The organism is Streptomyces sp. NPDC015171, from assembly GCF_043079545.1.
Taxonomy (GTDB): Bacteria; Actinomycetota; Actinomycetes; order Streptomycetales; family Streptomycetaceae; genus Streptomyces.
On record NZ_JBIBUO010000011.1, the window covers coordinates 142,942 to 156,577 of the forward strand.

12 protein-coding genes are annotated in these 13,636 nt (G+C 69.2%); 5 read left to right on the forward strand and 7 right to left on the reverse strand.

Features of this window, described 5'->3' with window-relative positions; genetic code table 11:
- Nucleotides 1-15: 15 nt before the first annotated feature.
- Complete coding sequence (locus ACF073_RS27880; protein ID WP_392074133.1) at nt 16-507, reverse strand: hypothetical protein; 492 nt, start codon at nt 505-507, stop codon at nt 16-18.
- 153 nt (nt 508-660) lie between these two features.
- On the opposite strand from ACF073_RS27880, the gene ACF073_RS27885 reads away from it, so the two are divergent.
- Entirely contained in the window at nt 661-1,617 is a 957-nt protein-coding gene (locus ACF073_RS27885; protein WP_392074134.1) for a GlxA family transcriptional regulator, read from the forward strand.
- 49 nt (nt 1,618-1,666) lie between these two features.
- On the opposite strand, the gene ACF073_RS27890 is transcribed toward ACF073_RS27885, so the two are convergent.
- Nucleotides 1,667-1,969, reverse strand: coding sequence for a hypothetical protein (locus ACF073_RS27890; RefSeq protein WP_392074135.1), 303 nt, complete (start codon nt 1,967-1,969; stop codon nt 1,667-1,669).
- Nucleotides 1,970-2,201: 232 nt separating this feature from the next.
- Between ACF073_RS27890 and ACF073_RS27895 the strand changes: the two genes are divergently transcribed.
- Complete coding sequence (locus tag ACF073_RS27895) at nt 2,202-2,666, forward strand: DUF2267 domain-containing protein (protein WP_392074136.1); 465 nt, start codon at nt 2,202-2,204, stop codon at nt 2,664-2,666.
- Between the two features lie 42 nt (nt 2,667-2,708).
- Here ACF073_RS27895 and ACF073_RS27900 read toward each other — a convergent pair whose 3' ends face one another.
- From ACF073_RS27900 to ACF073_RS27915, 4 genes are all read right to left on the reverse strand, one after another.
- The gene (locus tag ACF073_RS27900; RefSeq protein WP_392074137.1) at nt 2,709-3,683 is read right to left on the reverse strand and encodes a hypothetical protein; all 975 of its coding nucleotides are present in this window, start codon (nt 3,681-3,683) and stop codon (nt 2,709-2,711) included.
- A 29-nt stretch (nt 3,684-3,712) separates the two neighbouring features.
- Nucleotides 3,713-4,711, reverse strand: coding sequence for a hypothetical protein (locus ACF073_RS27905; RefSeq protein ID WP_392074138.1), 999 nt, complete (start codon nt 4,709-4,711; stop codon nt 3,713-3,715).
- A 42-nt stretch (nt 4,712-4,753) separates the two neighbouring features.
- Complete coding sequence (locus tag ACF073_RS27910) at nt 4,754-7,891, reverse strand: DUF3427 domain-containing protein (RefSeq protein WP_392074301.1); 3,138 nt, start codon at nt 7,889-7,891, stop codon at nt 4,754-4,756.
- 285 nt (nt 7,892-8,176) lie between these two features.
- A complete protein-coding gene (locus ACF073_RS27915; RefSeq protein ID WP_392074139.1) occupies nt 8,177-9,187 on the reverse strand; it encodes a hypothetical protein in 1,011 nt (336 codons plus the stop codon).
- Nucleotides 9,188-9,319: 132 nt separating this feature from the next.
- On the opposite strand from ACF073_RS27915, the gene ACF073_RS27920 reads away from it, so the two are divergent.
- The 3 genes from ACF073_RS27920 to ACF073_RS27930 all read left to right on the forward strand — a co-directional run bounded on the left by ACF073_RS27920 (nt 9,320) and on the right by ACF073_RS27930 (nt 12,064).
- Complete coding sequence (locus ACF073_RS27920) at nt 9,320-10,384, forward strand: permease (protein ID WP_392074140.1); 1,065 nt, start codon at nt 9,320-9,322, stop codon at nt 10,382-10,384.
- Between the two features lie 48 nt (nt 10,385-10,432).
- A complete protein-coding gene (locus ACF073_RS27925; RefSeq protein WP_392074141.1) occupies nt 10,433-11,152 on the forward strand; it encodes a TIGR03943 family putative permease subunit in 720 nt (239 codons plus the stop codon).
- Between the two features lie 87 nt (nt 11,153-11,239).
- The gene (locus ACF073_RS27930) at nt 11,240-12,064 is read left to right on the forward strand and encodes a class E sortase (RefSeq protein ID WP_392074142.1); all 825 of its coding nucleotides are present in this window, start codon (nt 11,240-11,242) and stop codon (nt 12,062-12,064) included.
- A gap of 52 nt (nt 12,065-12,116) precedes the next feature.
- Here the strand turns inward: ACF073_RS27930 and ACF073_RS27935 are convergent, their stop codons facing one another.
- Complete coding sequence (locus ACF073_RS27935) at nt 12,117-13,520, reverse strand: MFS transporter (protein ID WP_392074143.1); 1,404 nt, start codon at nt 13,518-13,520, stop codon at nt 12,117-12,119.
- Between the last annotated feature and the right edge of the window lie 116 nt (nt 13,521-13,636).

The window sequence follows — 13,636 nt, forward strand, 5'->3', positions numbered from 1 at the left end:
TGTCCTTGCTCTCGCCTACGCCCCCGTCGTGGAGCCGGGCCGCACGATCATCAGGACCGTCACGGCGGCCCACAGCAGGTTGAACAGTCCGGTGGACATCGCGAGGCGGGCCGCCAGCCGGGGTTCGGCGGCCCCTTCGACGAACGCGGTCTGGGCCGGCAGCACCAGCGCGGCGAGGACGAGGGCGGCGAGGGCGGTCAGCGCGATCGACACGATCAGCCAGGCACTGCCGAGCACCCCCATCCGGCTCGCGGTGGCGAACCCGAAGACCGGGACGACGACGCCGACGACGGCGTAGACCCGGCAGATCCGGTGCAGCAGCTGAAGCGATGCGGCGGCGACGGGACCGTCGGGACCGGTAGGACTCCCCGAGCTACCGCGGCCGGCGGGCCCGGCGGCGGCCAGGGCCCGGCGGGCGACGGGCGGGAACATGCTGGCGGCGACGGCGACGGGGCCTATGGCGAGGATCGCCGCGATGACGTGGACGGCGAGGAGGAACTTGGTCACGGAGGGACGGTAGGGGCCGCCGGGATCCGCCACCAGTGGCCGGACTGCCACCCTTCAACGGATTTCCGCCACGGCGCTCACGCGGCCACTCCCCCCTCGCGAGCGCTGCTGGAACGGCTTGGCGAGACTCCGTCGTACGGCTAGATTCCCGCCATGCACACCGTGGCCGTACTGGCACTGGAAGGCGTCATCCCGTTCGACCTCTCCGCCCCGGTCGACACCTTCGGCCGGGCGCGGCTGCCCGACGGCCGGGAGCCGTACCGGGTGCGGGTCTGCTCGGTGCGGGAGGAGGTGGGCGCGGGGGCCTTCACGGTGCGGGCGCCGTACGGCCTCGAAGCGCTGGCGGAGGCCGACACGATCATCCTGCCCGGGGTCGCGGAACCGCCGCGGACACTGCCGCCGGGGGTCGCCGAGGCCCTGCGCGCGGCGGCGGCGGACGGCACGCGTATCGCCTCGATCTGCGTCGGCGCGTTCCTCTTCGCGGCGACGGGCCTGCTGGACGGGCTGCGCGTGACGACCCACTGGATCGCGGCCCCGGAACTGGCCCTGCGCCACCCGGAGGTGACGGTCGACCCGAACGTCCTGTACGTCGACAACGGCCAGTTCCTGACCTCGGCGGGGGCGGCGGCGGCCATGGACATGTGCCTGCACATGATCCGCAGGGACTTCGGTTCGGCGGTCGCGGCGCACGCGGCCCGGATGTCCGTGATGCCGCTGGAACGGGAGGGCGGGCAGGCTCAGTTCATCGTCCGCGACCTGCCTCCGGCGCCCGCCGGCGCGACCCTCGAACCGCTGCTGTCCTGGCTGGAGGACCACTGCGACCGCGATCTGGCACTGGACGAGATCGCGGCGCGGGCCGGCATGAGCACCCGTACCCTCAACCGCCGCTTCCGCGACCAGACCGGTACGACACCGCTCCAGTGGCTGCACCGGGCGCGGGTGCGCCGGGCCCAGCACCTGCTGGAGACGACGGACCGCGCGGTGGAGCGCATCGCCGCCCAGACGGGCTTCGGCTCGCCCACGGCGTTCCGGGACCGCTTCCGCCGGGTGGTGGGGACGAGCCCGCAGGGGTACCGGAGGGCTTTCCGGTCGGGCGAGCGGGTGTCGTAGGGGCGCTGGGGCTGCGGGGGCCTCGCAAGGGGAGGGCGCTGCGGGGCGGCTATCCGTTGCGGTCGGCGACGACCCAGGAGGCGAGGGCGACGGCGCCGGCGACACCGAGGACGGACGGCCAGGCGCCGACCTTCTTGGCGAGGGGGTGGGACCCGGCGAACGCGGCGACGTACGCGGCGCTCAGCGCGCCCGCGGCCTTCCCGCCGGCCTGCCTTCGCCACTGCTGCGCGGCAGCGGCCCCGGCGACGGCCAGCACGGCCCCGCCGAGCTGCCGCTTCTTGGTCCAGCGGGCGACGCCGTACCCGCCGACGAGCCCGGTGGCGGCGACGACCGCGCTGGGAATCCTGGCCATGATTGCCTCCTCGTATCCGCTGTCCGATATCCCTTATGTCTGCCCTGAGGCTAACGCCGGGACCGCGGGGCGCCCCGGACTTGAGTCGAGGCATATCAAGTTTCCCCGGGGCCGCCAGGCGCCGTCAGGGGCCACACGGGACACACATTGGCCGAACTCTTTCCCATGCGGGTGCGGTTACGGGGTATCGGCGTTCCGGTGCCCCAAGCATCCCGGAGAAGGAGCCAGCCCGATGACCGTGACGACCCCGCAGCCGACCACCACCACCCTCGCCCCGCCCCCGAGTCCCCGTGAAGACGCCGACTGGCTGGAGCTGACGGAGGCGGTACGCGAGGCGGGCGAGTACCCGACGAGATCAGAAGCGGAACGGGTGACCCGCGCGGTCCTCACGGCCCTGGGCGCCCAGGTGTCCGGCGACGAACGCGTGGCCCTGGCCCAGGCCCTCCCGAGTGAGGCGGGCCGGCTCGTCGCATCCCGGATCCCCTCCCTCCACGCCCTGACGGCCCGGGAGTTCGTCGACGCGGCGGCGACCGACATCGAGGACTCGACCCCCGCGACGGCCCGCTGGCACGTCAGCTCGGTCCTGAGCGTCCTGCCATCCCGCCTGGGCGAGCCCCTGACGGCCGACCTGCTGTCACAACTTCCGCCGGGGTATGCGCTGTTGTTCGGACGGGCGGATCTGGCGGCGGCGGCGTAGGCCTTATGTGACGGTGCCATCTCCAGCCTGCTTTCGGTCACCCTAATGCGCGGCTGACATGGCTGAAGATGAAGGCAGTGCGAAGTAAGGCGTGGACCAATCTACTGAACCATCCGAATCGGCTTGAGCTACATGCTGCAACAGAAGGGCTGTGGGGTCCTGTATGTCGACCTCAGCTCCCTTTCCTAGCAGGCGAGCTGTGACTGGTATGGATGGATAGGTTATACCCAGTACGCGGCATATGTGCTCGAATTCATCGTTCTTGTTTTCCTCTCCGAGATTCCCGTTGAGGTAGTCACGTAGGCGAGAGCAGACATCGAGCATGGCATTTCTACTCTCGGTGACTTGATAAATGCCGCCCTGGAGGCTCTCGCTTTCGAGGAACCCGATGATAAAGAGTCGTTCGGTTTCGTACTTCAGGGCATTCAGGTTTGTGTCGAGAGTCATGGCTGTGTGCTTATGGCTGCGATAGCCGTGCTTCTTGACGTGCGAAAGGATCGCAACGGGGAGGCCCGGGCGCCTAGAAGAGGAGAAGCGTAGTACGTCCCGCGGGCTGAGACCGCCAAGTGTTACGTGAAGGAGGAGATCTTTCGTCATCTCCTCCTTCAGGGACGCATAGATGGACTCGGTGACTCTGTCGTCGCCCACCTTGAAATCCGCCGGTACCCAGAAGACGCGCAGACGAGAGAGGCGGCCCCGCATCGGCGTGTCAAGGTAGGACTGAGTCACCTCAGCAAAACGAGCGCGGAGGCGGCTTTCATGTCGCGCTATGTATACGGCAGCCGCGACATCCCGCTCGTTGAGGAGCGTTCTAAGATCCTTGTCGATGCCGTCGCCGCCGTGCTTCCAGAGCGTCTGTCCTACGACTACCTTCGACCAGTCCTTCTTGAGGTCGCACGAGAAGTCGAAGAGCTTACGCTGCCCCTCCGTGTAGCCGAACAATCCAGAGTGTGAGGCGCTCTCCATGATGCGAAGTGCCGCATTTGATAGATATTCATGCTCTCGCGATGTTGCCACGGCTGCTCCAGGAGGTAATGGGAAGTGCGTTACTTGGCTGGAATCCTTACGTACCCGCTGTCATCTCGATACACGAGATCGATTCCTTCTGTGCGAAGAAGGCTCGCCAAGTCGTCCTGCGGCTTGCCTGGAAGCAAAGTGACCAGTCTAGGATTTTCTGGCCGTATGTGCCGTACGTAATCCTTGAGTTGACCTATCGCTGTGCGTACTTCGTCGCGACTGCTTTCTCCGCGTACCGAGTACAGCTCATGTGTGGTGGCGTCGTACAGATCTGTCGTTAGAATGGTTGTTGTGCCGGCTATCTTTATTTGATACGCATAGACTTTGTGCCCTTGCTCTGCGAGACCCTTGAGGTATGCCTCTCGGAGGTCCGACTGGCGGTGCTCTGCTATGACGCTAGGTTGGGCTGCGCGTCTGCTCTCCGACACTCGCTTCTTCTTCGGCGCCACCATTTTCGGCTCGGGCATCTTTGGCGTGGCTACGGTCGCCAAGACCTTTTGAGCGTACGTCTCGCCAGCGCGCGTGACGTTGTCCTTGGTTAGGCGCTCGAACTCACCCGTGGGCCGCAGGCGGAAGACGATGATGAGCCGCCGCTGGCCATGAATGTCAAGCGCCTCGCGTACGGAGTACGGCTGCTTTGAGTCCACTGCGAATTCGCCGATGTAACGTTGCTGCTTGGCGCTGGATTTAGGGTCGGGGACCTTCCCGTCTGCCATGAAGACTCGTAGCGACTTACCGGCGTCCGCGTGGTACAGCACGGCGGCGTTGCGCGCCCCCTGCGTGCGCAGGAACGTCTGGTTCCCGCTAGGGCCTTGACCTGTGTACTCGAAGATCGGCCCGAGCTCGTCTTCCTCTGCTAGCCAGCCGTCCTCGTAGCCGTACCGTTTACCGCTCTCGTGGTCAACGTAGATCAGGATGTTGGGAGTGGTGGTGGAGGGGAGGATCCCTGCCTGGTTCCCCCCTCCAAACAGCTTGTCCATCTCCGCTCGGGTGGTCAGGAGCCCCGGAGTGATCGCAGGTATGCCCATACCTTGACGTTAGCTGATCACACTGACATCCATGTTGCTCAACTAGCCTGCGTTGATGGCCGCATAGGTCCACACATCGGCCGGCAGCTCATGCTCTAGGCGCCACGAGATGGCCATCGGCTTGCTGCCGGTGTGGCCCTCATAGGTGGCCGGCCCGAGGAGCATCCACGGCTGGGACTTGCCGATGTCGGTGTTCTTGTAGCGCCGCATGAACAGCAGGACATGGCTGCCGCGATCCTTGTGCTGCTGGTAGCGCAGGCCGGTGGGGGAGTCGACTGCTGTCGCGTTCTGGGACTCCCAGTGGAAGAGCGTGGGGCTCAACGCATAGTCCTTGTACCGGATGGTGGGCGAGAAGTCCTTCTCGTTCTTGTCCAAGGTGATGAGAAGGGCGTCCGTCTTGAGCTCCTCGACCCATTGCACGCCCTGTGCGAAGGAGCGGGGCATCTGACCACCGAAGCGAGCCACGTCGAGGGCGGCGAGGATCTCGGAGCGGTTGTAGGCGCTATGAACCTTCAGTGGGACCTTGCTGAGGGGACCAGACAGCGGGTGGGGGAAGTGGTCGGCCTGCTCCATGACATGTGAGATCACCTGACGCAGCTCGTCGCGGAACGCCCGCTGGGTACGCAACGATTCCAGCCCCTCCTGAAAGCTGGTGAAGCCACCTGCGTTGTCCCAGATGTTGAAGAACAGCATGCGCGCGTAGGTCTGGTCCGTGGGACTCAGATCGTCGTACAGCGGAGCGTCGTCCTGGAGGAGGCGGTGATAGGCATCCGCGCGCTCCGGGTCGTCAACGTGGAGGAACGCGTGGACTCTCTTGAGTAGCGCGGCCTCGCTGGGGTGTGCGGGTTCAGCAGTCAGGCCCGCGCGGCGCAGGACCGTCGTCCACGAGTTGTCGCTCTTGTACAGCTCCTTGATCTCCCGGCGGCTCTCTCGGAGATAGTCCGTGAGGTGGGGGGTGCCGTAGCTGCTGACCTCCTTCACCAGAGTCTTCACCGTGGCGCCCAACTGGGTCCGGATGTTGTTGATGACGAGGTCTTTGGCCTTGTCTTCCAAGATGATCTGGCAGCCGGACGGCAGCTGGGGGAAGTCATGCTCGACGTGGTCGAGGAGTCGGTTGCGCGACAGATTGGTCAGGGCGCGGAACTGTTCCTCGAAACGGAACTCCGCTCGGTGCTGTCCGATGAAGTCGAGAACGGTGAGTACCGGCTTCGATTCGGTTCGCCTCAGTCCCCGCCCCAGCTGCTGGAGGAAGACCGTGGCGCTGTTGGTGGGACGCAGGAGGAGCAGCGTGTCGACGTCGGGGATGTCGAGACCTTCGTTGAACAGGTCGACTGAGAAGATCACTTGCAGCTTTCTGTCCCGAAGGTCGGACAGTGCTTGGGCGCGCACATCAGGGGATGAGTCACTGTCCAGAGCGACTGCCTTGAAGCCGACCTGCCGGAAGAACTCCGCCATGAAGTGGGCGTGCGCCTTGGTCACGCAGAAGCCCAGTGCCCGCATGGCGCCCGGTTGAGGGATCTTGTCCTGGATCTGCTTCACCACGATCCGGGAGCGCGCGTGGTTACCGGTGTAGAGATGGTCGAGTTCCTGCTCCGCGTACGAACCCTTCTGCCAGCCAAGGTTCGTCAGGTCCGTGCCGTCGGGGATGCCGAAGTAGTGGAAGGGACACAGCAGGTCGTTCTCCAGAGCCTCCCAGAGCCGCATCTCAGCGGCGATCCGGCCGTCGAAGAACTCGTCCTGGACGTTCTGCCCGTCCATACGTTCTGGGGTGGCCGTCAGCCCCAGCAGCTCCTTCGGCGTGAAGTGGTCGATGACCCGTCGATAGGTGGTGGCTGTGGCGTGATGGAACTCGTCAATGACGATGATGTCGAAGTGATCGGCGGCCAACTGCTCCAGACGCTGCACATTGAGCGATTGGACGCTGGCGAAGACATGGTTCCACTCGCCCGGCTCCTGCCCTGCATGCAGGAGCTCTCCGAACGATGCATCGTCCAGCACCTCCCGATAGGTGCGCAGCGATTGCTTCAGGATCTCCTTGCGGTGGGCGACGAACAGCAGTCGTGGGCGCCTGCCTTCCGACGTGCTGCACAGGTAGCGGTAGTCCAGCGCGGCCATGACTGTCTTTCCCGTTCCGGTCGCCGCGACCAGAAGATTGCGGTGTCGCCCGCGGAGCTCCCGCTCGACGGTGAGTCGCTCCAGCATGTCCCGCTGGTGGGGAAAGGGGCGTACCTCCAGACCGGAGAGGCTGATCTTCAGGTCCGTGCTGGAGCTCGATCCACTCGCCTGGGCCAGTGCTTCATCGAGGCGGACGCCGTGGAGGTCCGGGTCGTACGTTTCGAAGGCGATGTCGTTCCAGTAGGCGTCGAAGGTTGCCTCGAACTTGTTCAGTACGGCAGGTGTTGCGACGGACGACAGTCGCACGTTCCACTCCAGGCCGTCCAGAAGTGCTGCCTTGGACAGGTTGGAACTGCCGACATACGCGGTATCAAAGCCTGTTCTCCGTCTGAACAGCCACGCCTTGGCGTGCAGACGTGTGGAGCGGATCTCGTAGTTGACTTTGACGGTCGCACCGAAGTCCCGGACTAGACGGTCGAGCGCTTGGCGGTCGGTGGCGCCGATGTAGGTAGTCGTGATGACCCGAATCGGTACGCCTCTGTCTCTAGCGGCGCGCAGTGCGTCTTCCAGGACACGAATGCCGTACCACTTCACGAACGCGCAGAGCAGGTCGATGCGGTCTGCCGTGGCCAGCTCTGCCCGGAGTTCGGCACCGAGACTCAGGTCCTCGGGTGAGTTAGTGATGAGCGAGGTCTCGGACAGGGGCGTCAGCGGGCGCAAGGCGTACACGCCCGGGGCCTCTTGCCGCGCGAGAGTCAGCAGCTGTCGTGGGCCTTCGACGATGGCGTTGACTGCGTCGCCGTCACTCGACTCGGGAGCATCTGCGGTGGCCAGGGCCTGAAGGATGCGATTGGCGACCTTGACTCGTTCGTCGGCCGGAAGCTGGGCCAACCGTTGCCCGACAGTGTCACCGATATAGCGAGCCAGGACGTGGGGAGCCGATTCAGCGCTGACCTCGGCGTCGACGGCCTGCCAACCGGCTGCCTCGTGCCGTTCCAGCTCATCGCGTACGTCGCGTGTGATCAGCTTCTCGTAGACGCCCGCGATCGGCTCGGATAGGCCCATCGGTTCTGTCACGGCTGCTCCCCCTGACCCCTTGTGATGCTCGTGCACGACTTCGCGCGCCGATAGGAATCAGTTCTAACAGCAGCCTCAGACAAGCGATGGCTATGGGCCGAGAACGAAGGCTAGGGGGCGAGTACGAGTCAGCCGCTGGGGTCTTGTAGTAGCCGTGAAGGCCGCCCGCATCTCAACGTTGTCGTCCTAGCGCGGTGGACGAGCGGGCGGGCGGCCCCGGGGTTGCGGCATTTAGGCGCGTGGCCATTCCATGGTGGCGGCCAGTTTCCGTTCCTAGGCTCCGTGGCAGGTGTCGTAGGCCCGAGTCGACCCGCACCAACACCCCGCCCCCCGCTCCGGCGGCCAGGCCACCGCGCGTCCCCGTGCTGCCAGTGTCGTCGCGTACTGCGGCAGCAGTGTGGCGTCTGTCGGGGGTGTGCCCTCCGAGGCTGCGAAGGCTTCGTAGGACGGGACCGTGCCGGTCACGATGCCCAGGTTGGGGGTGCCGGAGGCGGAGAGTTCGCGGAGGGAGGACTCTATGGTCGTCAGGTGGTCGGCGTGGGTCGGGTACTCCGTGGACAGGGTCGGGTACGTCGACAGGAGTTCCGTCAGTTCCGGGGCCGGCCAGTGCAGGACCGCCACCGGGAACGGGCGGGAGAGGGCCTCCCGGTAGGCGCCGAGTTCCGCGCGCAGGCGGGAGATCTCCGCTTCCAGTTCCGCCGGGTTGTCCGAGCCCAGGGACCAGACGCGTTTCGGGTCGTGGAGTTCGTCCAGGGTGACCGGGGAGGTGTGGAGGGTGTCGGCCAGGGCGTCCCAGTCGTCGTGCGGCAGGCCCAGCATGCGGCGGACGCGGTGGCGGCCGTAGAGGAGGGGGTGGGTGGGGGACGGGGGCTCCGCCGTGTCCGCCAGCAGGAGGCGGGCTCCCTCGGTGAAGGTGTCCGCCGCCGCTTCCAGCTCGTCATGGGATTCGAGGGCCTCGGCCACGATCACCCAGGGCGCGGGGTCCCGCGGGGCCGTGGCGCGGATGCCGTCGATGATCGCCCTGGCCTCCGCCTCGTGGCCGTACTCCCAGAGGTTCGACGCCTTCAGGGCGCGTACCAGGTGGGGGTCGTCCAGGCCGGCCGCCGAGCTGAGCAGGCGGTCGTAGAGGGTCGTCGCGGCCGGGCGGTCGCCGGACAGTTCCAGGTGGGCCGCGGCCCGCAGGAGGAGGGTCTCGGCGTCCTCGGGGTACAGGCCGGCGGTCCGCTCCAGGCGTGCCGCTTCGGCGGTGTGGTCGACATTCTCGGCAGGCGTGTCGGGGCGCATGGGGGACACCGTACTGCCGGGCGCCGGTGAATGTGAGGCGTGGTGGGGGTGTGAGAGGCGCCACCGACCTCCCCGGGGCGGGCCGTCGCGCTACGGATATCTTCGTGCCGACATCTACACGCGGAGTCGGGCATGCGGAAGACCGGTGGGCTGGTCCAGGGACATGTCCCGGGGCATGCACAGGGGCACGCGCACGGGCATGTGCGGGGGCGTGGACCGGGGGGTGCGGCGGGGGAGGCGGCGCCGCCCCGGTACTGGCCGCTGCTGCTCGTCGGGGCCGCCGTCGTGCCCGGGGCCGTGCTCTTCCTCCTCGGGCGGTGGGGCGACGCCCCGGCCGTGCAGGCGTGGCGGACCGTGTGTCTCGCCGTGACCGTGCAGGCCCTGCCCTTCCTGCTGCTCGGTACGGCCCTGTCCGGCGCGATCAACGCCTTCGTGCCGGAAGGGGTCTTCCAGCGGATCCTGCCCCGGCGGCCGGTACTCGCCGTGCCGGTGGCGGGAGCGGCGGGGGTCGTCCTGCCCGGCTGCGAGTGCGCCTCCGTGCCGGTGGCGGCCAGCCTGATCGGGCGCGGGGTCGCCCCGGCCGCCGCCTTCGCCTTCCTGCTGTCCGCGCCCGCCGTCAACCCCGTCGTGCTCACCGCGACGGCGATCGCGTTCCCCGCCAGCCCCGCCATGGTGCTGGCCCGGCTGCTCGCCTCGCTCGCCACCGCCGTCGTCATGGGGTGGCTGTGGCTGCGGTTCGGGCGGCCCGAGTGGTTGCGGCCCACGCCTCGGCACACCGGTCACCGGGCGGGGCACAGCCGGTGGGACGAGTTCCGGCGCGGGTTCCAGCACGACTTCCTGCACGCCGGCGGCTTCCTCGTGCTCGGGGCGATGGCCGCGGCCACCTTCAATGTCGCGGTGCCGCGCTCCGTGCTGGACACCTTCGCCGCCGCGCCCTGGCTGTCCGTGCTCTTCCTCGCCGGGCTCGCCGTGCTGCTCGCGGTGTGCTCCGAGGCCGATGCCTTCCTCGCCGCGTCGCTGAGCGGGTTCCCGCCCGTGGCGCGGCTGGCGTTCATGGTGGTGGGGCCAATGGTCGACCTGAAGCTCATCGCCCTGCAGGCGGGGACCTTCGGGCGGGCCTTCGCGGTGCGGTTCTCCGCCGCCACCGTCGTCGTCGCCGTCGCGTGCAGCGCGCTGATCGGCTGGGGGCTGCTGTGAACCGGGGGGCTGAAGTGAAACGGAGCACGCTGTGAAACGGAGGACGCTGTGAAACGGTCGCTTCAGGCGGGGCTGCTCGTCCTCTGCGGGCTGGGGCTGCTGCACGTCTCCCTCTTCACCGACCTCTGCCTGCGGTACGTCAAGGAGGGCATGCGGCCCCTGCTCGTCGTCTCCGGCGTCGTCCTGCTCCTGCTGGGGCTCGCCGGCGCCGTCCTCGACCGGGGCGAGGAGGAGCGGGACGGGCACGGGCACGACCACTCCGGCCTGCCCCGGGTCGCCTGGCTGCTGCTCCTGCCCGCCCTCAGCCTGCTCTTCTACGCCCCTCCCGCCCTGGGCGCCTTCACCGCCTCCCGGCAGCCGCCCCGGCCCGTCACGCACACGGACGACTTCGACCCGCTGCCGCGCACCTCGCCGCTGCCCATGACCCTCTCCGACTTCACCAGCCGGGTGCTGGAGGACCGGGGACAGGCCATCAAGGGGCGCGGCATCCGGATGACCGGGTTCGTCACGCCCCTGTCCGGCGGGAAGGGCGGCTGGGAACTGACGCGGATCATCCTCAACTGCTGCGCGGCGGACGCCCAGTCGGTGAAGGTGCGGATCTACGGCGGGCCCGCCCTGCCCGCCGACACCTGGGTGGCGGTCACCGGGACCTGGCACCCGGGCGGCACGCTGGGCACCGGGTCAGCGCCGGTCGCGCTGGACGCCCGTACCGTCGTGAAGATCGCCCGGCCGTCCAACGGCTACCAGGACGCCCTGCCGCTGGGCTGAACCCGCCTGCCGGTGTTCCGCGCCGGCTCTGGCCAGTTGAGGGCGGTGCGCCTATCGTGCGGGCGGCTCCGGCGGGAGGTGGCGCGGATGCGGACGCGGGTGGCGGCGGGGGTGCGGGTCGTACGGCACGGGGACCGGCGCAGGCGGGCCCGGCGCAGACGGGTGCTGTGGAGCGGGGGCGAGCTGCTGGTGACGGCCGGCCTCGTGCTCCTGCTGCTGGTCGTGCACCAGCTGTGGTGGACCAACCGCGAGGCCCGGCGCGGGGCCGAGCGGGAGGTGTCGGCGCTGGAGCGGGAGTGGGGGAGCGGTACGGCGAGCGGCGGGGGCGGTGCGGCGGATCCCGGCGGCGGGTCGGACGGCGGTGCGGCCGGCCCGGGCGCGGGCTCCGGAGCGAAGCCGGGCGGTTCGGGGAAGTCCCGTGCGGGCCGGGGCCCGTACCCGCCGGCGGCGCCGCCCCGGCGGTCCCAGGCGTACGCCGTCCTCGCCATCCCCCGGCTGGGTCTGCGGGTGCCCGTCGCCGAGGGCGTGAGCAAGGCGGAGGTGCTGAACAGGGGGTACGTCGGCCACTACCCGGGGACCGGGCAGCCGGGGCGGGCCGGGAACTTCGCGCTCGCCGGGCACCGCAACACGCACGGCGAGCCCTTCCGCTACCTGCCCCGGCTGCGGCGGGGGGACGACATCGAGGTGGAGACCCGTTCGGCGACGTACACGTACGACGTCGACCAGGTGCTGCCGCGGACCTCGGCGGCGGACTCGGGGGTGGTCCGGGCGGTCCCGCGCTCCCGGGTGCGCCCCGGGTACGGCTACGACGAGCCGGGCCACTACCTCACCCTGACCACCTGCACCCCCGAGTTCACCTCGCGCTACCGCCTGGTGGTGTGGGCGAAGCTGGTGTCCGTGCGGCCGAGGTGAGCGAGGGGAGCCGGCCCTGCCCCGCGGCCGGTCCGCGGGCCCCTGCGCCCCGTCAGCCCCGGTCCCGCAGGGTCAGGACGCTCGCCGCGCCCACCACCGCCAGGCCCGCCGACACCAGCAGGGCGATGTTCGTGCCGCGGGCCAGGTCGCCGGAGGAGGTGGCGAGGGCGATGGTCAGGGCCACCCCGGCGCAGGAGCCGATGTAGCGGAACGTCTGCTGGGCGCCGGAGCCCATCGCGGCCCGCTCGCGCGGTACCGACTCGACGGCGAGCAGCGGCAGCGCGCCGTTCAGCAGGCCGCTGCCGACGCCCCCGACGATCAGGCCGGGCAGCAGCCGGGCCCAGGAGCCGGAGCCGATGGCGCCGAGCATCGTCACCACGGCGATCGTGTGCAGGGCGAAGCCGAGGGCCAGCTGGCCGCGCGGGGCGATACGGCCTGCCAGGTGCTTGACCTGGAGGGCGACGGCGAAGCTCAGGCCGGACCAGAGCAGCAGCAGCCAGGCCGTGGACAGCGGGGAGAGCCGCAGCGTCTGCTGGAGCAGCGCCGGCAGGAAGCTGAACATGCCGATCACGGCCAGGCCGGTGAACAGGCCGCCCGCCGAGGAGGCGAGGAAGCGGCCGTGGCGCAGCAGCCCGAGGTCGATCATCGGGGTGCCGGTGCGGCGCTCCACCGCGACGAACGCGGCGACGAGGAGGACGGCCGCCGCCAGGAGCAGGCCGACCGGGGCGCGCAGCCAGCCGTCCCGGCCCAGGGTCAGGGCGGCGACCAGGGAGACCAGGGCGAGTCCGAAGGTGAGCGCGCCGAGCACGTCAGGACGGCCGCCGCGCGGGGCGCGGGACTCGGCGAGGGCCCGGGTGCCGAGCGCGGCCACGAGGAGGGCGGCGGCGCCCAGTACGCCGTAGCCCACCCGCCAGTTGGGCAGCGCGCCCGCGAGGAGCGGGCCCGCTGCGATGCCGCCGCTGACGAAGGCGCCCCACATGGCGGTGGCGTGCAGCCGGCCGCGCGGGCTCGGGAAGGCGTGCACGATCAGGCCGAGGGAGCTGGCGAGCAGGGCGGCGCAGGCCGCGCCCTGGGCTATGCGGGCCAGGGTGAACTGCCAGGTCGACGTCGTGAAGGCGCCGGCGGCGGTGGTGAGGCCGAGGGCGAGGGTGCCGGCGAGGAAGAGCCGGCGGCGGCCGTAGTCGTCGGCGAGGCTGCCGGCCACCAGGAGGAGCGCGGCCAGGCCGAGGGGGGTGCCGTTGAGCAGCCAGGCCTGCGCGGAGAGCGGGGTGTGCAGGGCCGCGGCGGTCTCCGGCAGCGTGACCATCGGGGCCGTGTACGTCATGAGGGCCACGGCGGTGGCCGCGCTGGTCAGGGCGAGGGTGGCGCGGGGGTTCGCGGGGGCGTCCCGGGAGGTGGCGCGGCGCACAGAAGCGCGGGTGCCGGCGGTGGCGGTACCGGAGTCGAGCCGGGTCATGGCCTGTCCTGTCCTGTGCTTACGGGCCCCGGTCCGGCGGAGCCTGCGGCCTTCGGTTCGGTCATTGAACTGACCGGTCGTCCTCACCGTAGCACCGTTGGTTCGTTCATTGAACC